The organism is Mesorhizobium sp. B2-6-2 (assembly GCF_006440615.1).
Taxonomy (GTDB): Bacteria; Pseudomonadota; Alphaproteobacteria; order Rhizobiales; family Rhizobiaceae; genus Mesorhizobium.
Genome location: NZ_VFUG01000010.1, coordinates 69,890 through 88,222 on the forward strand (window position 1 = coordinate 69,890; position 18,333 = coordinate 88,222).

Sequence of the window (18,333 nt, forward strand, 5' to 3'; positions counted from 1 at the left end):
GCAGGAATAAAGCGCGGATTTCAAGGCATGAGGCCGCTTTCGCGACCTACATCGTGAAATTGAAGCGGTAAGTGGTCGAGACACCGAAGGTCCACTGGTTGCGGTCGCCCCGTTCCTTGACCAGGCTGGAATCGGCAGCCGGCCCCATCAGGCGCAAATATTCGGTGAAGACGCTCGCCGTCATCGGCTCGGTCACCTTCCAGGTGATCGCGCCGCCGAGGCCTGTCGACTTCACACCGCCGCCCGGATGGTACTCGCTCAAGCCCGAAGCCGCCGCTTCCTTGGCATTGACGCCGTAGTAGGCGTCGAAATAGTCCGACGAGGCGAAGGAAACGCGCGGACCGCCGGAGATGCGAACGGTCGGCGTGATGTCGTAGAAGGCGTCGGCCGCGATATCGGCGACGAAGCCGTTGTGGGAGCGTATGCCATGCCGCAACTCGGCCCGCGCGCGCAGCCAGTCCAGCGGATAAAATTCGAAGAAGCCGCCCACCTCGCCGCCGAAGCGCACCGGATCGAGCCCCTTGAGCTCATCCTTGCTCTCGCGCGAGAATATGAACTTGCCGGTCAAGCCGGCGCGAACGGAACCGTCATCGATCAGCGCCAGCGAGATGTTGTCGTTGCGCGAGGTGAAACGCGCCTCCGGACCGACCTTGCCGAGCGAAATGATCGGCTGGGCGCTGAGCATGTATTTCTTGCCGCCCTCGAAATTCGGCGCGACCAGCGCTGTGGCGCCGAGCGTCAGATACCAGTCGCCGGATATCCAGCTGCCCTCGCCAGCCTGAGCAGCAGGCGCGGCGGACAGGCCCATGGCAACGGCCAGCGGAATCGTCCCGACAATACGCATCGTCACCCCTTACGCGAAACAGGCCGGCAGCACCACCTGCCAGCGCTGAAGCCAATGCCGTGCGTTCGGTAAAATTTGACTTAAAGTCGTAACGTCGGAACCAGCGGAATCAACGGACGAATTAGGCGACACGCCGGGTGCGGCGAGACGTCTCTATCAGATCGCAGGCCGCTTCCAGTCCGCCGGTAAGCGGATTTGATGCCCCGTAGGCAAGGGCCGCTCTGTGCCATTGCGCGGGGACCGCCGGGTTGCCGGCCTTCAGGATTGCCTGCCGCCAGATTTCAGGATCGTCGCGGTTGGCCACAACCAGCCCCGCTCCGCTGGCTTCGACATATTTCGCATATCCGCAGGCGTCCGATGCGATGACAGGCAAGCCGTTTGCGAGTGCCTCGAGGATCACCGTGCCTGTATTTTCAAGGCGAGCCGGATGCAGCATGAAATCGCTTGCAACCACAATCGCCGGAATGTCTTCCTGGATGCCCAGCAGGGTAACCCGTTCCGACATGCCGGATTTGGCAATCAGGGCGCGAAGTCGCGTTTCTTCCTCGCTGCCTTTTCGAAGACCGGCGATCAGCCAATGGATATCCGGGAACGGCTGAAGGCCCTTTACCGCCCGATCGAGACCCTTCACCTTCAATCTGTTGGCGATGGTCAAGGCAATGACGGATTTGCGGGGAAGCCCAAAACGATCGCGGATCTCATTGCGGTCGACAGTGAGCAGCTCCGGTCTGCGGCGTTTCGGATCGAGCGTCGGGCCGACGACGTGAATGCGCGATTCCTCGGTTCGCCAGAAGTCGCGGTAAAGCGCTGCCTGGTTTTCGCTGAGCGCAATGATCTGCACGGCGTTGCCAGGGGCAAAGATCATCGATTCAAGATTCTGCTGGCGCATGAAGCGGGGCGAAAACGGCCGCCACCATCCGAGCTTCGACACAAAATAGGGCGGATCGCCGGCATAGTAGATGTCCAGACCCGCCATCTTGTTGAAACCGACCACGCAGTCGAAGTCGCGCCTGGCCGTCAGCACCGACCTTCCCAGCGCATATTCGGTGCCCGGGTTGGAGAGAACCCTTGCCGGCTGGATCTTTATCGTAGCCGAACTCTCGACATGACCGACCTGGCGCGTCGTCAGGATCGTCACGCTATGGCCGCGCCCGACCAGTCGGTCGCTGATATTGAGACAATCCCTCTGCAGACCCCCGTTCATGAAGAGGGTAGAGATTGCGCAGCAGATTCTCATCGCGTTATCCGGAGCGCCGCCCCACCCCCAAGTCAGATCGGAGAGAGACCCCGGGTGCGCCCCAGACTTCCCCATTCAAACAAACACGCCGGGCGCTCAAATGTTGGTCGTGTTGAAAACAGGCATATGCTGTATATAGTCCGTTATCAAGAGACCTGGATGCTGTTGCATTCAAGCTTTTTCAAAAAAACTCAATTGGAGCGCGCATGAAAATTCCACGGAACGATCGTGGCCGCCGTGCCGGCCTCGACTGAAAGCCGCGGCAGCCGTGCCAAAGGCCCTGCGCGAATATGACTTGCAGCAATGGTTGAGGCTGCAGCCGCTGACGCATGCCGTCAAGACTGCCCGTTACCGGAAAATCGACCGGAGATTTCTGCGCCAGCCGCTCAAGGATGGCGATATCCAGGACGTCCGTGCCGCCGCCCGGGGTCGCCATGTCCTGGTTACCGTCGCTTTCGGCGATGCTCAGTGCCTGGATCTGCAGTTGCGGCTGACGAGACGACTTGTTCGCCATGATCTCCACATCGTTGCCGACAACAGCATCGGCGAAGCTTCCGCAGGCGACAACAGGCAGGTATGCGCAGCCCATGGCGCCGCCTATGTCAGGCTGCCGACCAATCCGTGGACCGCAAGAAACCCGAGCCGGTCCCACGGCGCGGCGCTCAACTGGATGTGGCACAATATTCTGAAGCCGGCCGCGCCGGCCGCGTTCGGATTCCTGGACCAGGATCTTTTCCCGACGAAGCCATGCGACCCTTTCGAGCCTCTTGAAAATGCGTCGTTTCACGGCGACCTCCGCAGAGCAGGCTCGCGATGGTATTTGTGGGCTGGCTATTGCTTCTTCCGATTCGACGCCGTCGGCCGCAAGCCTCTCGATTTCGGGCTCGACTGGTTCGCCGGCCTCGACACCGGCGGAGCCAACTGGGATGTGCTCTATAGGGATGTGGATCCGAACACGGTTCCGCAACGGCCGATAACCGCATTCGCGGCCTTGCCTGGGGTTGAGCTCAGACGGGCCTATTGCGAATGGCGGGGAAGCTGGCTTCATGAAGTCGGCCTCGATGGCGACCTCTCGTTGAAGGCGAAGAAACGCGAGGCGGTGCTGCGGCTGCTCGCGCCCGCACTTGAGGTCCCGCCCGGATCGGCGCGACAAGGAAATTGACGGTCGACAGACCGAGGAAAGTTTGGAATTGGAAATTTTGAAGCCAGGCTGCCGACATTCGAGAATTCAACGGCCATTCGGTCGCGGCCGATCATCGCAAGGAAAGTTCCATTGCCGACAGTAAGCGTCATCATGCCGGTACGAGACGGCGCGCAATATGTCGGCGAGGCCCTGCAAAGCATCCTGGACCAGGATCTGGCGGATATCGAAGTCATCGTCGTCGACGACGGATCTTGCGACAACAGCGCCGCGATCGCGACATCGATCGGCGGCCGCGATGGCCGCGTCAAAGTTGTCGCCAACCGCGGCAAGGGGATCGTCGATGCGCTGAACATGGGGATTGCGCTCGCGCGGGCCCCTCTTGCGGCGCGCATGGATTGCGACGATGTCTCGCTGTCCGACAGGTTGCGCCTACAGGTGGCGTGTTTCCAGGCCGACGCCGATTTGCAGTTGCTCGGCACGGCGGGATTGCAGATCGACCGGGACGGAAACCCGTTGAGGCCGATTGACGTTCCCGCCGGCAACGACCAGTTGCGGGATGCGCTTGCCAGGTACAATCCGATGCTGCATCCGACAGTGATGTTCCGGACCGAGGCCGTCCGGCGCGCTGGAGGCTACCGTCGGGCATTCACCTATGCCGAGGACTACGATCTTTGGCTGCGGCTTTCCGAGACGGGAAAACTGGCCAACATAGATGCGCGGCTCGTGAAGCTGAGATCGCATCCGGGACAGGTATCGCGCATGAAGCAGGATCAGCAAAAGGCGGCAGCGGCATTGGCCAGACAGTCGGCGCTGCTGCGTCGAAATCGCGCCGAGCCGTTCGACGCCAACGGCCAACCCGCGCAGGCCATCGCGCGCTTTCTGGCATCGCGCGCCGCCACAGGGGCCGGCATCTCCAGCCTGGAAAGACGCGACATCGAGTTGCTGTTGCGAACCGCAGGCATACCCATGGCCGTCACTTGCAAGCTGCTGTTCCTTGCGGCTGTCGGCGCCCCGTCCTTCAGGACGCTCGCGCTGGGACCTCGACTGGCCTGGCGCAGGATGATCGCGCGTCCGGCACGAATTCGGCCCAACTGATGCGACTTGTCGTCGATCTCTCGAGCATGCTGCGCTGGCTCGGCCCCCCGGTCGGCCTGGTCCGCGTGCAACGCCACTACGCAGCCGTGGCGGCCGCATTCAAGGCCTCCGAGGTGGCATTCACGGTGTTCGACCCGATCGAGCGGGTGCTTAGACAGGTTTCGCCGAACGTGGCGGCGGAGATCATCGCCGGCGACATTTCGTGCGACATGACCTTTTACCCGGACCCTGCCCGCTTCAAGACGCGTTTTTACGATCGCTGGCCGAACTGGGCGCGGCGGTTGCTGATGGCGATCATCAGACCGCGCCGAATCCTGATAGCGGAAATCGGCGCGTTCGGCCGGCGCAATCCCGGCAGCCCTTTCCTTCGTTTTCTCGACCGGATCGAAAACAGGCTGATGAAGGAAACCGAGCGGCGGCAGGTCGCTGGCGCGGGCGGTTCACGCGCCCGGATCGTCCCGCTCAGGACCGTGGCCGGCGACAAATACGATCTTTCGCCCGGCGACCATCTGCTCTTGATGAACAACGACTGGGCGCATACCGATATCGGGGTCATTTCGCGTGAGGCGCGCTTGGCCGGCGCAAAGCTGATCGTGCTGTTGAACGACATCATTCCGATCCAGTTTCCCGAATGGTACAAGCCGCACGACGTAACGAGATTCACGGACTATGTGGATCTGGCGATGAGACTGGCAGACCGTTTCATCCTGACTTCGAGGCGCGTCACCACCGATGTCGAGGAATATGCCGCCAAGCGCGGCATCCATCTGCCGCAGCTGGAGCATGTCCCTCTCGGCTGCGACAGCGCCCGCAAATCGAAGGCGGACGGCCGCCTGCCGGAGCGGCTCGAGACGGATCGCTACGTCCTCTTCGTTTCCACCATCGAACCGCGCAAGAACCATTCGCTGCTCATGGATGTCTGGACGCGCCTCGTCGTGGACGGAACAGTCGCGCGTAGCGGCATGAAGCTGGTTTTCGTCGGCCGCGGCGGCTGGCTGGTCGACGGCATCCTGGCCAAGCTTCACGGCCATCCTGCCTACGGCAAGAGCCTCGTTCATCTCGACAACGTCGATGACGGAACGCTGTCCCTTCTTTACCGCAACAGCGCGTTCTGCGTGTACCCGTCGCTCTATGAGGGATATGGGCTGCCGCCCGTCGAGGCGCTGGCCTACGGCAAGGCGCTGATCGCCTCGACGGGCGGAGCCATCGCCGAAGTGGTCGGTTCGTCGGGACTCTGCCTTGATCCGCTCGACGTCGAAGGTTGGGAAGACGCTATGCGGGAGTGGATCACTTCGCCCGCGGCCCGTGCTCCGTACGAGGCGAGGGCCGCAGATTTCGTCGCGCGAAGCTGGGGGCAGGCGGGCCGGGAGACGCTGGAGGCGACGCTGGCGCCCTTCCCGGACGAAGTCCAGCCGCAGCAAGGTTGACGATCTCTGCATGCCCGCCGATCGCGGTCATCCGGCCGACGCCGGCCAAGTCGGTTCGTCGGCGAATGAAGGGCTGACGAAGGCGGCCCTTCGCACGCCGTGCTGCTCGCTGGACGCTTAAGTTCATCGGGACTACCTTCCTTTCACCCGCAAGCGGCGCGGCGACATCGGAGGGAAAAGATCATGACCTTGCAAGGCGATGCTCTGAAAGACGCGATCGGCCAGACGCGGGACAAATGGGGATGGTTCGTGGCGCTCGGCGTGTTGCTGCTGATCTTCGGCGGCATCGCTTTCGGCAATCTGTTCATCGCCACCGTCGCCTCCGTCTATGTCGTCGGCTGGCTGATGCTGATGGCGGGTGTCATCGAGATCATCCACGCCTTCGGGGTCAAGACCTGGGGACGTTTCTTCTACTGGCTGCTGAGCGGCCTGCTCTACGCGGTCGCCGGCTTCTTCGCCTTCGACAACCCATTGCTCGCCTCGGCGGTGCTGACGCTGCTGCTGGCCGTCGCGCTCGTCGCTTCGGGGCTTTTGCGGTCCTGGGTGGCCTTCAATCACCGGCCGCAGCAAGGCTGGGGATGGCTGCTGGCGGCCGGCATCATCACCATTCTGCTCGGCCTGATGATCGCCATGGGCTGGCCGGTGAACAGCCTTTGGGTTCTTGGCATCTTCCTGGCGATCGACCTGGTGTTCCAGGGATGGAGCTTCATCGCCATCGGGCTGGCGCTGAAGCGGTAAGCCGCAAGCGGGCGATCTAGGGTGTGTTGAGATTCAGGTCAGGCCGAGCCGAGAACGGTGGTTTCCGAGAACCGGAGCGGAGCGTACTTTTCGTACGTGAGCACCGGAAGCGCAGGAAACCGTCGTTCGCAGGCCGGCATCACCTGAATATCAACGCAGCCTAGAACGCGATTTCGGCGTCCAGCTGCGAGAGCGGGCGCACGCCGTTGAGCAGCGCTCTCGCCTCGGCCTCGTCCTTCTTCATCTGCGCTACCAGCGCATCGAGGCCGTCGAATTTGAGCTCCGGGCGCAGGAAGCCGAAGAACGACACTTGGCAGGTCTCGCCATAAAGATCGCCGGAAAAATCGAAGACGTAGGTTTCGAGCAGCGGCGCGCCATTGTCGTCGACGGTGGGACGCCGGCCGAAGCTGGCGACCCCGTCATGAAGCGCGCCGTCGGCGCGACGGAAGCGGACGGCATAAATCCCCTCCTTCAAACCCGCTTCCGGCGAAAGCCGCATATTGGCCGTCGGGAAGCCGAGGGTGCGGCCAAGCCGCTGGCCGCCGATTACCTCGGTCTCGACGGTGAACCGGTAGCCGAGCAGGCCGGCGGCCTCCTCCACCTTGCCTTCGGCGAGCAGGTCCCGGATGCGGCTCGACGAAACCACCTCCGCGCCTTCATCGCGGAAGGCGTCGACCAGCGTGACGCCGAAGCCGTGCCGTTCACCGGCGGCCATCAGAAAGGCCGGCCCACCCTGGCGGTCCTTGCCGAAATGGAAGTCGAAACCGGTGACGGCGTGGCGGATGCCGAGGTTCTTCTCCAGCACGTCGGTCACGAAAGCCTCGGGGGAGAGCGAGGCAAAATCGCGCGTGAACGGCTGCTCGACCAAAGCGGCAAAGCCAAGCCCGGCGAGCAGCCGCGCCTTCATCGGCGGCGGCGTCAGCACGAAGAGCGGCACCTGTGGCCGGAACACCTTGCGCGGATGCGGCTCGAAGGTGAGCACCAAAGCGGGCACGCCATTGCGGGTTGCTTCGCTCAGCGCGCGCTCCAGGACGGACTGATGGCCGCGATGGACACCGTCGAAATTGCCGATCGCCACGACGCCGCCGCGCAGATGCGCGGACAGCGGCGCGACCGCCGAAAGACGTTGGAAGGCTTGGTTCATGTCGAGGCGCCCGTCATGGCCAGACCACCAACCTATTGCAGACGCGCAATGACGGCGACCGGCCGGTAGCCGTGCTTTTCAAGGAAGCCGGCGAGCCTTTCCGGATCGGGGCTGAGCGGATCGCCATAGTCGCGAGCGTGGATGCCGCCCGAGACATAGAGCACGTCAAAGCCGTTGTCGGCCGCGCCCTTGACGTCGGTCATCATGCCGTCGCCGATGGCGAGGACCTCGCTGCGCTCGACGGCGCGGCCAAGAAGGCCGGCGACCTCCTTCATGGCGACATCGTAGATCGGCGCGAAGGGCTTGCCGGCAATCAACGTACGGCCGCCAAGCTGCGCGTAATCTCGCGCGAGCGCGCCGGCGCACCAGATGGTGCGCTCGCCGCGCTCCACCAGGATATCGGGATTGGCGCAAATGAACGGCAGGTTGCGGGCGCGCAGCCGTTGTAGCATGTCCGCATAGTCGGCGGGCTTCTCGACCTCGTCGTCATAGAGCCCCGTGCAGACGATGCCGGAGGCCTCGAATTCCTCGACGAGATCGACGTCGAGCCCATCATAAAGGGTGAAGTCGCGCTCGGGACCGATGTGAAAGATCTTCCTCGGTCCTTCGGCGATCAGGTCGCGGGTCACATCGCCTGATGTGACGACCTGGTCAAAGGCCTCGGCCGGAACCCCGATGACCTTCATCTGGGCGACGACGTCGGCGCTGCGACGCGGCGAATTGGTGATGAGCACGACAGGCACATTGGCTGCGCGCGCCCTTGCAAGCGCTGCAGCAGCGGCCGGAAAGTGCCATTCGCCATTGTGCACGACGCCCCATACGTCGCACAGTATGGCGGCGTAGCGCCCCGCAAGATCGTCGAGCGAAGCGATGATGTCAGGCGAATCCGCCATGCCGTGTCCCTGATTTCGATCCCTGACAAGACCGCGACAGCCATTCTTCAGTTCAGCGGACGCCACGGCCGGTCCCGCATAACCGAAGCGCTTCATCCTGTCACCAGCTTTCCGGCATCGGCCTTCGACGGCGCGTCGGTGCACAGGGTTAATGCCCAGTCAAATGACCGTGCGACCTTGACGCTTTCGAGAGAGCTAAAATTTAACGATTCATGATCATGCTAAACGAGAAACTATAGGATCCTGGCGGGGGCTAAGGGCATTGATCCGCAAATTCCTACACGACAGGCGAGGCAACTATGCCTTGATGACGGCCGTCACCATGATACCGCTGATGGGCGGCGTGGCGCTTGCGGTCGACTATGCCGAGCTCATAAGGGAGCGGCAGGAGACGCTGAACGCGCTGGACGCCGCCGGCATCGCGACGGCACAGCAGATCGTCGGCGGCGCCACCGACGCCGAAGCCAAGGCTTATGCCAAGACATTCTTCGAGGCCAATCTCAAGCACGTCCTTCCGGCGAACACGACGCTGACGGTGACCTTGCCGAACAACAATGCGGGCGGCGGCACGCTGGTGCTCGAGGCGGCCTTGAAGTACCAGCCCTACTTCCTGCCGGCCGCGGTCGCATTGCTTGGCGGAACGCCGGGTCAGACGAACGTCAACTTCTCGGCCAGATCTGAAATCCGCCTCAAGAACACGCTGGAAGTGTCGCTGGTGCTCGACAATTCGGGCTCGATGACCGATATCAGCGTCTCGAACAAGGTGCGGTTCGATCTCCTCAAGAGTGCCGCCAAGCAGCTCGTCGATCAGTTGGCCGGGCAGGCGCAGTTGATGAAGCAGGTTTCCAAGCCAGTCCAGTTCAGCCTGGTGCCCTTCGCCGCCTCGGTCAATGTCGGCCCCACCTACCAGGGTGCGGCATGGCTTGATCCGTCTGGTATTTCACCCATCCAGCACGAGAATTTCAACTGGGCTACCATGACCAAGGCGCTCAACGCCAACAGGTGGGCGGAGCAGGTTGGCGGCGTTTGGTATGCGCGCGGTTCGCAATGGGGAACACAGCAGGATCAGGCGCTGACGCGCTTTTCAGTCTTTGATCAGATGACGCGGGTGACCGCATGCAGTTTAAAGGATTCGAGCGGCAACTGCCTGCCTAACGCGACATTCACCTATGGCAAAGTCGCGAGCTGGGGAGGATGTGTCGAGGCGCGACCTTATCCCTACAATATCAACGATGCCCCCGCCACGTCGGCAACACCGGCCACGATGTTCGTGCCGATGTTCGCACCGGATGAGCCTGGCAACCAGTGGACGCTTTCAAGCGGTTACGTCAAAACCTTCGGCATGATTAACAGCTGGTGGGATGACAATGATGCGACCACTTCCACAGGCCAGGCCGCACAATTGGCCAGGCAGAAGAACATGACGAAGTACTTCGCCCCGGCCCCGCTTAACAAAGCCCCCTTGCCCGCGCCAATCGACGGCGGACCGAACTATAGCTGCACCACGACAGCGATCACCCCGCTCACGGACGTCTCGAACGCCACCGGCTTGACCACTGTCAAGAACGCCATCGACGCCATGGTCGCAGTCGGCGCTACCAATGTAACCGAAGGCATGGCCTGGGGCTGGAGAACCCTGTCCAGCACAGCTCCCTTTACCGGGGGCCGACCCGAAACGGAAAAAGGCAACGATAAGGTCGTGATAGTCCTCACCGATGGAGCCAACACCTATTACACGCCCAGTTCGTTCTACGCCAATGACTATCCCCTGAACAGGTCGAGCTATTCCGCTTATGGATACACGGGCGTCGGCTACAACGGGACCAGCACTACCCGCCTTTACATGAACACCGATGCAAACTTTGATAGGACGACATACACGAACGCCAACTACACCAAGGCCATGAGCGAGCATCTGGCGACGCTGTGCGACAACGCCAAGGCGGCCAACATCATCGTCATGACCATCGCGCTCGACCTCGATTCACGCAACACGGCCGAGGCGGCGCAGATGGCAGCCTTGAAAACCTGTTCGTCGGACTCGCGCTTTGCCAAGGATCCAGCCGACCCGACCGGCAAGACGCCGAAGAAACTGTTCTGGAATTCGACCGGTGCCACGCTGTCGGACGACTTCAAGGCGATCGGCAACGAATTGTCGAACCTGCGCATCGTCGGCTGATCTGCTCGGACAAGCGATCGCTGACGCCCGCCCGCAAGGCGGGCGCTTGCCATCGTGCGGCACGCCGCCGGCGATAGTTTGGTTAGCGATTGGTGAAGCCGCCGTTAAGCAATCGAGCGGTTTGGCAAACCGGTCCTTCAGCGTTCTGTGGAAGTGTGGCCCGACAGAGAATCCGCCGGCGGGGGGCCGCTTTAAGTACAATGCGCAAATTCTGGCATCAATTCTGCCGTGACCGCCGCGGCAACTATGCGCTTATGACAGCTATCGCCATGGTGCCGCTGATGGGGGCGGTGGCGGTGGCCGTCGATTTCAGCGAGCTCAACCGCCAGAAGCAGATGGTGCTCAACGCGCTCGACGCCGCCAATTTCGCCGCGGCGCGGCGGCTTGCCGAAGGCGCCACGGACGACCGGATCAGAGCCTATGCGGTCGACTTCTTCAACGCCAACCTGAACAACATCGACCCCGCCGACATCTCGCTCAACATCACGCTGCCCACCAGCCAGGCCGGCGGCGGTCTGCTCACGATGAGCGCGACGCTGAACTATCACCCTTATTTCTACCCGTCCTCCTCGCTGCTCGTCGGCGCATCCACGATCGATGCGAACAAGTCGATCAACCTCGCCATGGACTCGCAGGTGCGGCTGAAGAACACGCTGGAAGTGGCGATGGTGCTCGACAATTCGGGCTCTATGACGACGCCCGGCACAGGCACGGGACAGAAGCGCATCGACCTGCTCAAGCAGGCGGCCAAGCAGCTTGTCGACACGCTGGGGCAGCAGGCAGCGCAGATCAAGCAGATCGACAAGCCGGTCCAGTTCAGCCTCGTGCCGTTCGCGGCGTCGGTCAATGTCGGGCCGAACAACGACAACGCCTCCTGGATGGATACCTACGGGCTGTCGCCAATCGCCAACGAGAATTTCGATTGGTCGACGCTGAATGCTCCCGCCAAATACGCTCAGAAAATCAACGGCATCTGGTATAAAAAGGGTACCGGTTGGGGCGCGGAGGAAGGGCAGATACTGACCCGTTTCGAGCTCTATCGGGACATGAAGGTCGTCACCAGCCACGAACGCATCGCCGGCAGCAAGCGCGTCGTCTGCGACGAATATCGCGACAACCATACCTGCGAGCGCAGCCACAATGAATATGACTACAACGACACCTATGGCCCGTTCGCCAGTTGGCAGGGTTGCGTGGAAGTGCGGCCCTACCCCTACAATATCAACGACACGCCGGCCTCCGGCGGGCCAAACAACACAGGCATCGGCGTCGGCGATCCGGCGACCATGTTCGTGCCGATGTTCGCGCCGGACGAGCCCGGCAACCATTGGTATGTCACACAGGATCCTGACGAACCGAGGCCGGTGACCTATGGCGCCGCCAACAGCTGGTGGAACGACGATCCGTCGAGCACCACCGGCAAGACCATGCAGTCCAACATGGCCAAATACTTCATGCCACGGCCGATCAATGCTCCGGTATTGAGCTCGGGCGCCGGGCCGAATTACAGCTGCACCACCACACCGATCACGCCGCTCACCGACGTCACCCAAACAGATGGGCTTGCCGCCATCAAGGCGGCGATCGACCTGATGCAGCCCAACGGCAACACCAATGTGCCCGAAGGCATGGCCTGGGGCTGGCGCACGGTTTCGAGCGCCGAACCCTTCACCGAAGGCCGTCCGGAATCCGAGCGCGGCAACGACAAAGTCGTCATCGTGCTCACCGACGGCGAGAACACCTATTCGACGGTCAGTTCCGATCCGGCCGGCAACAAGTCGACCTATGCCGCCTACGGCTATACCGGCGTCGGCTATAACGGCACATCGGTCACCCGCCTGTTCGGCGGCACGTCGAGCGCGATCGGCCAGTTCAACTATTCGTCGAGCAACTACACCGCGGCGATGAACGAGCAGATGGCGAAGCTGTGCGACAATGCCAAGGCGGCCAACATTATGGTGATGACGGTGGCGCTCGACATGTCGTCTATCAGTTCAAGCGACCAGAAGGCGATGGCCGCGCTGAAGGCCTGCTCTTCCGATTCCCGCTTCCGCAAGGATCCGACCGACCCCAGCAAACCGGCCAAGCTGTTCTGGAACGCCACCGGCGCGACGCTCTCCGACAACTTCAAGGAGATTGCCAACGAGTTGTCGAATTTGCGCGTGGTTGGGTAAGGCGCAGTTAGCGTCGGGCGGAATAGCGCCGGCGCGAAAGCTGCTAATCTCCCCCCTTGTGGGGGAGATGGCCGGCAGGCCAGAGGGGGGCGTGAAAGGAACGCCGGCCCTTGTCCAACCGGCCACTGCTTAGATCATATGAAATTGTGAAGCCGGCGGGACAGCACCCCCCTGCCTTGCCAGGCATCTCCCCCGCAAGGGGGAGATTGGCAGGTTCGCCGATTTCGCCAATTGTCCGCGCTGGCAGCCCTACATCGGTCGGCGTACGGGCCGGATCTGCTCCGGCTCGACCACCTTGCGGTAGAGATGCCAGGTCGCGTGGCCGAGGATCGGCATGACGACGGCAAGCCCGGCAAACAGCGGGATCGAGCCGACCACCAGCAACACGGCGACAGTAAGCCCCCAAAGCGCCATCGTCAGCGGATTGGCCATGACGGCGCGGGCCGAGGTTTCAATTGCCGAGACGGCGCCGACATCGCGGTCAAGCAGCAGCGGAAAGGCAATGACGGTGGTGGCCAAAACGACGGCGGCGAAAACGAAACCGACGGCGTTGCCGACGAGGATCAACGTCCAGCCCCTGCCGGTCGTCAGCACATCGCGCAAAAAGGCGCCGACCGAAGCGGGCGGCTCGGCGCCGAACAGGCTGGTGTAGAGCGACTGTGCGGCGAACAGCCACAACAGGAACAGCGCGAAGAGCAGGACGCCGATGACGGCGATCGACGGCAGCGCCGGCGAGCGGCGCACGTCGAGCGCATGATGCCAGCGGCTGCTCATGCCGAGCTCGCGCCGGCGGCTGATCTCATAGAGGCCGATGGCCGCGAAGGGCCCGATCAGCGCAAAGCCCGACATCAGCGGGTAGACGAGCTGGATGGCGTTGGAGCCGGAGCTCCACCGCGTCAGGATCAGGCCGACGATCGGATAGATCAGGCACAGGAACACATAATGCGACGGCTTGGCCCAGAAATCCTCGGCGCCGAGCCTCAACGCATCCCAGAGATCCGACGTGGTGATGTGGCGCACCGTGGGCTGCACATGCATCCCGCGCGCGTCCGCCATGACATGAAAACCAGCCATAACCGTCCTCCGTTTGATACCGGGGGCGGTCACCGCCTGGGTGGCCGCCCGTGGCTGCCACTTTCAAGAACGCCGGGATCATAACCGATCTTCCGGGGAATGTCGCGCTTCATGCGATTTTCATCGCCCTGCCCGGCAAAAGCCACGATCGCCGGTATCAGAGGCCGCATGACCAGCTCGATCACCGTCTCCCCCGATTTCAAGCGCCGCACGTTGCTTGCAGCCGCCGGCCTGGCGGCGCTTGCCGGTATCGCCGCCTGCAGCACCGTCTCTGTGCCGACGGGCGAAGGCGCGGGCGTCTCTTCGTCCGCGACAGCGACGTTGGCCGGTATCCGCAGCTCCGCCGGTCTGCCGACGCTGACGCCGGACACGCAGCTCGAACAGGCGGCGCTGCAGCAGGCCGGCTATATGGCCTCGCGCGAGCGCATGAGCCACACCACCGCCTGGGGCAAGGATTTCGCCTCGCGCATGAAGGACAATGGCGTGCGCGGCGCCGCCGCCGAAAACATCGCCGAGGGCCGCTTCGACCTTGAGAAGCTGTTCGACATCTGGATGCATTCGGCCGGACACCGCCGCAACATGCTCGATCAGGACTTCAGCCGCTTCGGGCTGGCTTACGTGCGGGACGGCCGGGATCCGGCGTTGCGCTATTGGGCGCTGGTGCTGGGCCGCTGAAAAGGCGGCCGGCTGAGAGCAGCGACTTTATCAATCCATATGCGCGGCCGGCGCCCCGCCTGCGGGCGCGGCCCTGGGCTTGCGCAGCAGAATGACGAATGGAATGGCGGCCAGTGTCATCACCATCAGGATCTTGAAGTCGTTGATATAGGAAATCATCATCGCCTGGGCATTCACCGCGCGGTCGACCTGCGAAAGTGCTAGGGGATTGCCGGCGGCGGCCGCCGGAGAAGCGGCCCACAGATTCGGGTTGTACGGATTGATGAAGGCCGACAGCTCGGTGTGGTTGATCTGGGTGTTGCGCACCATCAGCGCCGCGACCACCGATACGCCGATGGACGAGCCCAGATTGCGCACCAGGCTGAACAGCGACGTGGCGTCGGTGCGGTAGCGCGCGTCGAGCGTGGCGAAGGCGACCGTCGACAGCGGCACGAACACCATGCCCATGCCGAGGCCCTGGATGACGCCCGAGGAGATGATCAGCCAATTGTCCATCTGCGGCGTGAAGCTCGCCATCGTATAGAGCGACTGCGCGGTGAGGAGGAAGCCGATGGCGACGAGGATCCTGGCATCGATCCTGTGCATGATGCGGCCGACGACCAGCATCGAAATCATCGTGCCGATGCCGCGCGGACCCAGCACGACGCCGATGGTCACGGTCGGATAGCCGAAGATGTTGGCCAGCATCGGCGGCAACAGCGACATCGAAGCCAGTATCAGCACGCCCATGACGAAGATGAAGCCCAGCCCGGTCACGAAATTGCGGTCGAGGAATATTTTTGGATCGATGAAGGGATGCTCGGCCGTCACCGTGTGGATGATGAACACCCAGAAGCCGGTGAGCGACAGAGCGAGCTCGATCCAGATTTCGGCCGAGTTGAACCAATCGACCTCGCCGCCGCGGTCGAGCAGAAGCTGCAGCGCGCCGACACCGAGCGACAGCATGGCGAAGCCGAAGAAGTCGAAGCCGCGCACGCGCTTGGCGATGACGGGCAGGTAGGCGGCCATGCCGAGGAAGGCGAGAATGCCGACCGGCAGATTGATGAAGAACACCCAGCGCCAGTTGAAGTTTTCCGTCAACCAGCCGCCGAGCGTCGGCCCCAGGATCGGCCCGAGCATGATGCCGGCGCCCCAGATCGCCATTGCCTGGCCATGGCGCTCCTTCGGGTTGATGTCGAGCAGGAAGGTCTGCGACAGCGGCACGATGGCCGCGCCGAACACGCCCTGCAGCAGGCGGAAGAGCACTATGGTCTCGAGGCTCCAGGCAAGACCGCAGAGCATGGAGAAGATGGTGAAGCCGACGACGGCGGTGAGGAACAGCTCCTTGCGGCCGAGCCTGTCGGCGAGCCAGCCGGTAACCGGCGTCATGATCGCCGCGGCCACGATATAGGAGGTCAGCACCCAGTTGATGTTGTCGGGCGAGGCGCCGAGGTCGCCGGTCATGGTCGGCAGCGCGACATTGGCGATCGTGGTGTCGAGCGCCTGCATGATCGTCGCCAGCATCAGCGCGACTGTGATCAGTCCGCGGTGCGGCACTTCCTTGAAAGGTTCGGGCGTGCTCATGATGCTGAACTTCCAGCAGGTAACAAAAACATGTACGTTAGAGCACGATGCTGAAAAGTATCATGCTCTTTGACTTAGAGGCGGATTCGGATTTCAGGTCGAACAGACCCGAAATCATCCGGCTCTAGGTTTCCGGGCGGCAAAGCCTTCGTTGAGAGACCTTCATCGCGGTGGGACGCGACTATCGATGTGGGGGTTACATCGACCGAAAGTCTCTGTTGGAGCGGATGCCTGCCGCCCGGAAACCTGAGGACCAACGGGTCCGTGGCCAGCTTTCGAACGAGCCGCCATGCGGCTTGCCTTGCCGATCCTTGCCACGTCTCCACCAGACCAATCCCCTCAATGCCCGCCGGATCGCGACGGGCTCGCTGTCTTACCGCGCCTGCTCCCCTGCCGTGGCGTGACCGAAGATCGACGGCAGGCCGCGCGCCACGCCGGTGTCGACGGTGACGGTGGCGCTCATGCCGGTGCGCAACGCCATCTTGGCGTCGGGGTCGGTCAATTCCAGGCGCACGGGAATGCGCTGCGTGACCTTGACCCAGTTGCCGGTGGCGTTTTGCGCGGGCAGCAGCGAAAACTCCGCGCCCGTGCCGGCGCCGATCGCTTTCACGGTCGCCTCGAAGGTTCGGCCCGGATAGGTGTCGACGACGATCTCGGCCTTCTGGCCCGGCTTCATGTTGGTGAGCTGGGTCTCCTTGAAATTGGCGTCGATCCAGGTGTCGCCCGTCTCGACCAGGGCGAATAGCGGCGTGCCGACGCCGACATACTGGCCGACCTTGAACGACGCGGCCTGGTAGACGATGCCGTCCGCCGGCGCCTTGACTGTCGTCTGCGCCAGATCGTAGGCGGCCTTGGCGCGCGCGGCGAGCGCCGCCATCACGGTCGGATGCTTGTCGGTCTCGATTTCCGGATTGCCGCCGAGCGCTGCCTTGGCGCTGACGATCCCCTGCTGAGCGACGGCGAGCTGTTGCTTGGCCTTGTCGAGGTCGTTGCGCGCCTCGTCGAGCGACGACTTGGCATTGATGCCCTTCTGCGCGAGATCGGCGGCGCGGCCATATTGCGACTGCGCATAGTCGACCTCGCTGGAGGCGGACTTTTCCTGCGCCATCGCCTGGCTGTAAGCGGCGCGCAGCTGCTCGACATTGAGGCGCGCGGCGGCGACCGCCGCATCGGCCTGGGCGAGCGCGATCTTGTAAGGCTCGGGGTCGATGACGAAGAGAAGGTCGCCCTGCTTGACCAACTGATTGTCGGCTATGCCGACCTGGACGATACGGCCGGCGGTGTCGGAGGCGACCGAAATCCTGGCCTGCTGCAGGTTGGCGTTCTCGGTTTCCTGATAGCGGCCGCCCGTGATCCAGACATACGCGCCGCCGGCAAGCAGGGCCAGCGGCAGGGCGACCATCAACAGGAAGCGCCCGGGGCGGCGCTTCTTCTTCGGCGCCGGAGCGAGCCGCGGCTCGGGAGCCGCCGCAACCGGAGCGGCCGCCGGCTGGGCCGGCGCTTCCGCGACCGGCTGGGCCGGCGCAAGCTTGGTGACGTTGTCGTCTTCTATCTTGGCTGCCGCGTTCATGCTGCTGCCCCTTCCGTATTCTTCATCTTTTCCAGGGACGTCTCGGCGTCCGTCAAATTCTGCACGATGGCGTCCAGCACTCGGACCAGGACGCGGCGTTCTTCCGCCGACACGCCGGTCAGCGATTCCTCATAGACCTCGCCGGCAAGGCTCTTGACGTCGGCATAGGCCGCGTTCGCCTTCTCGGTCGGGAAGATCATGCGCACGCGCCGGTCGGTCGCGTCCTGGCGGCGCTCGATCCAGCCGCCCTCCTCCATGCGGTCGACCAGGCGCGAAACGCTGATCGGCTCGATTTCGAGGAGCTCGGCAAGCCGCGCCTGCGCCACGCCGGCCTCCTTGGCAACGCGCACGAGCAGCCGCCATTGCGCCGAGGAAAGACCCAACCCGCTGGCGCGCGCCTCGAAACGCTTGCGCATCAAGCGCTGCACGTCGTGGATCAAAAATCCCAATCTGTCGATACCGTCGGAAACCATGAGCGGTACATATAATAAGCGTGCTCACTATTCAAGAGGCTGCTTTGTTCCAGAAGCCGGCAAATCGACGTTGCAGCAAGGCAAGCTCCCTTACGGTTAGCGA

Annotated in this window: 16 protein-coding genes; 7 read left to right on the forward strand and 9 right to left on the reverse strand. The window is 62.9% G+C overall.

The features are described 5' to 3' along the window. Nucleotides 1-46: 46 nt before the first annotated feature. The 3 genes from FJ419_RS19660 to FJ419_RS31035 all read right to left on the reverse strand — a co-directional run bounded on the left by FJ419_RS19660 (nucleotide 47) and on the right by FJ419_RS31035 (nucleotide 2,595). Nucleotides 47-844 carry a MipA/OmpV family protein gene (locus FJ419_RS19660; RefSeq protein WP_140696970.1) on the reverse strand — a complete coding sequence of 266 codons (798 nt, stop codon included), beginning with the start codon at nucleotides 842-844 and terminating at the stop codon, nucleotides 47-49. Nucleotides 845-965: 121 nt separating this feature from the next. Beyond that, nucleotides 966-2,156, reverse strand: coding sequence for a glycosyltransferase family 4 protein (locus FJ419_RS19665; protein ID WP_140696973.1), 1,191 nt, complete (start codon nucleotides 2,154-2,156; stop codon nucleotides 966-968). A gap of 106 nt (nucleotides 2,157-2,262) precedes the next feature. After that, on the reverse strand, nucleotides 2,263-2,595 hold the full coding sequence (locus FJ419_RS31035) for a hypothetical protein (RefSeq protein WP_210241669.1): 333 nt from the start codon (nucleotides 2,593-2,595) through the stop codon (nucleotides 2,263-2,265). Here FJ419_RS31035 and FJ419_RS19670 point away from each other — a divergent pair. From FJ419_RS19670 to FJ419_RS19685, 4 genes are all read left to right on the forward strand, one after another. Beyond that, a complete protein-coding gene (locus FJ419_RS19670; RefSeq protein WP_210241670.1) occupies nucleotides 2,566-3,243 on the forward strand; it encodes a hypothetical protein in 678 nt (225 codons plus the stop codon). The two genes, FJ419_RS31035 and FJ419_RS19670, sit on opposite strands and share 30 nt — an antisense overlap. 111 nt (nucleotides 3,244-3,354) lie before the next feature. Continuing rightward, nucleotides 3,355-4,320 carry a glycosyltransferase gene (locus FJ419_RS19675; protein WP_140696976.1) on the forward strand — a complete coding sequence of 322 codons (966 nt, stop codon included), beginning with the start codon at nucleotides 3,355-3,357 and terminating at the stop codon, nucleotides 4,318-4,320. Beyond that, nucleotides 4,320-5,747, forward strand: a complete 1,428-nt coding sequence (locus FJ419_RS19680; protein ID WP_140696979.1) for a glycosyltransferase family 1 protein — start codon at nucleotides 4,320-4,322, stop codon at nucleotides 5,745-5,747. The genes FJ419_RS19675 and FJ419_RS19680 overlap by 1 nt, the downstream gene beginning before the upstream one ends. Before the next feature lie 183 nt (nucleotides 5,748-5,930). Continuing rightward, nucleotides 5,931-6,485 carry an HdeD family acid-resistance protein gene (locus FJ419_RS19685; protein ID WP_140696982.1) on the forward strand — a complete coding sequence of 185 codons (555 nt, stop codon included), beginning with the start codon at nucleotides 5,931-5,933 and terminating at the stop codon, nucleotides 6,483-6,485. A 160-nt stretch (nucleotides 6,486-6,645) separates the two neighbouring features. Here FJ419_RS19685 and FJ419_RS19690 read toward each other — a convergent pair whose 3' ends face one another. Together FJ419_RS19690 and FJ419_RS19695 are read right to left on the reverse strand one after the other, a co-directional pair. Further along, nucleotides 6,646-7,629 carry a bifunctional riboflavin kinase/FAD synthetase gene (locus tag FJ419_RS19690; RefSeq protein ID WP_140696985.1) on the reverse strand — a complete coding sequence of 328 codons (984 nt, stop codon included), beginning with the start codon at nucleotides 7,627-7,629 and terminating at the stop codon, nucleotides 6,646-6,648. A 32-nt stretch (nucleotides 7,630-7,661) separates the two neighbouring features. Continuing rightward, complete coding sequence (locus FJ419_RS19695) at nucleotides 7,662-8,522, reverse strand: TIGR01459 family HAD-type hydrolase (protein ID WP_140696988.1); 861 nt, start codon at nucleotides 8,520-8,522, stop codon at nucleotides 7,662-7,664. Nucleotides 8,523-8,784: 262 nt separating this feature from the next. On the opposite strand from FJ419_RS19695, the gene FJ419_RS19700 reads away from it, so the two are divergent. Beyond that, nucleotides 8,785-10,701 (forward strand): pilus assembly protein, encoded by a 1,917-nt coding sequence (locus tag FJ419_RS19700; protein WP_281405828.1) that lies wholly within the window; start codon nucleotides 8,785-8,787, stop codon nucleotides 10,699-10,701. Between the two features lie 200 nt (nucleotides 10,702-10,901). Beyond that, entirely contained in the window at nucleotides 10,902-12,875 is a 1,974-nt protein-coding gene (locus tag FJ419_RS19705; protein ID WP_181170761.1) for a pilus assembly protein, read from the forward strand. 249 nt (nucleotides 12,876-13,124) lie between these two features. On the opposite strand, the gene FJ419_RS19710 is transcribed toward FJ419_RS19705, so the two are convergent. Then, nucleotides 13,125-13,949, reverse strand: a complete 825-nt coding sequence (locus FJ419_RS19710) for a DUF2189 domain-containing protein (protein ID WP_140696991.1) — start codon at nucleotides 13,947-13,949, stop codon at nucleotides 13,125-13,127. Between the two features lie 168 nt (nucleotides 13,950-14,117). Here FJ419_RS19710 and FJ419_RS19715 point away from each other — a divergent pair, with 168 nt between their 5' ends. Beyond that, a complete protein-coding gene (locus FJ419_RS19715) occupies nucleotides 14,118-14,624 on the forward strand; it encodes a CAP domain-containing protein (protein ID WP_140696994.1) in 507 nt (168 codons plus the stop codon). Between the two features lie 30 nt (nucleotides 14,625-14,654). On the opposite strand, the gene FJ419_RS19720 is transcribed toward FJ419_RS19715, so the two are convergent. From FJ419_RS19720 to FJ419_RS19730, 3 genes are all read right to left on the reverse strand, one after another. Continuing rightward, on the reverse strand, nucleotides 14,655-16,187 hold the full coding sequence (locus tag FJ419_RS19720; protein ID WP_140696997.1) for a DHA2 family efflux MFS transporter permease subunit: 1,533 nt from the start codon (nucleotides 16,185-16,187) through the stop codon (nucleotides 14,655-14,657). Between the two features lie 373 nt (nucleotides 16,188-16,560). Next, on the reverse strand, nucleotides 16,561-17,757 hold the full coding sequence (locus FJ419_RS19725; protein WP_140697000.1) for an HlyD family secretion protein: 1,197 nt from the start codon (nucleotides 17,755-17,757) through the stop codon (nucleotides 16,561-16,563). Next, a complete protein-coding gene (locus FJ419_RS19730; RefSeq protein ID WP_140697003.1) occupies nucleotides 17,754-18,230 on the reverse strand; it encodes a MarR family transcriptional regulator in 477 nt (158 codons plus the stop codon). The genes FJ419_RS19725 and FJ419_RS19730 overlap by 4 nt, the downstream gene beginning before the upstream one ends. Nucleotides 18,231-18,333 lie beyond the last annotated feature (103 nt).

Bases quoted from the DNA above. Each gene is read 5' to 3' on its own strand.
- FJ419_RS19710 (WP_140696991.1), bottom strand. From the start codon at position 13,949: ATGGCTGGTTTTCATGTCATGGCGGACGCGCGCGGGATGCATGTGCAG.
- FJ419_RS19715 (WP_140696994.1), top strand. From the start codon at position 14,118: ATGACCAGCTCGATCACCGTCTCCCCCGATTTCAAGCGCCGCACGTTG.
- FJ419_RS19690 (WP_140696985.1), bottom strand. From the start codon at position 7,629: ATGAACCAAGCCTTCCAACGTCTTTCGGCGGTCGCGCCGCTGTCCGCG.
- FJ419_RS19680 (WP_140696979.1), top strand. From the start codon at position 4,320: ATGCGACTTGTCGTCGATCTCTCGAGCATGCTGCGCTGGCTCGGCCCC.
- FJ419_RS19705 (WP_181170761.1), top strand. From the start codon at position 10,902: ATGCGCAAATTCTGGCATCAATTCTGCCGTGACCGCCGCGGCAACTAT.
- FJ419_RS19725 (WP_140697000.1), bottom strand. From the start codon at position 17,757: ATGAACGCGGCAGCCAAGATAGAAGACGACAACGTCACCAAGCTTGCG.
- FJ419_RS19665 (WP_140696973.1), bottom strand. From the start codon at position 2,156: ATGGGGAAGTCTGGGGCGCACCCGGGGTCTCTCTCCGATCTGACTTGG.
- FJ419_RS31035 (WP_210241669.1), bottom strand. From the start codon at position 2,595: ATGGCGAACAAGTCGTCTCGTCAGCCGCAACTGCAGATCCAGGCACTG.
- FJ419_RS19730 (WP_140697003.1), bottom strand. From the start codon at position 18,230: ATGGTTTCCGACGGTATCGACAGATTGGGATTTTTGATCCACGACGTG.
- FJ419_RS19660 (WP_140696970.1), bottom strand. From the start codon at position 844: ATGCGTATTGTCGGGACGATTCCGCTGGCCGTTGCCATGGGCCTGTCC.
- FJ419_RS19695 (WP_140696988.1), bottom strand. From the start codon at position 8,522: ATGGCGGATTCGCCTGACATCATCGCTTCGCTCGACGATCTTGCGGGG.
- FJ419_RS19685 (WP_140696982.1), top strand. From the start codon at position 5,931: ATGACCTTGCAAGGCGATGCTCTGAAAGACGCGATCGGCCAGACGCGG.
- FJ419_RS19720 (WP_140696997.1), bottom strand. From the start codon at position 16,187: ATGAGCACGCCCGAACCTTTCAAGGAAGTGCCGCACCGCGGACTGATC.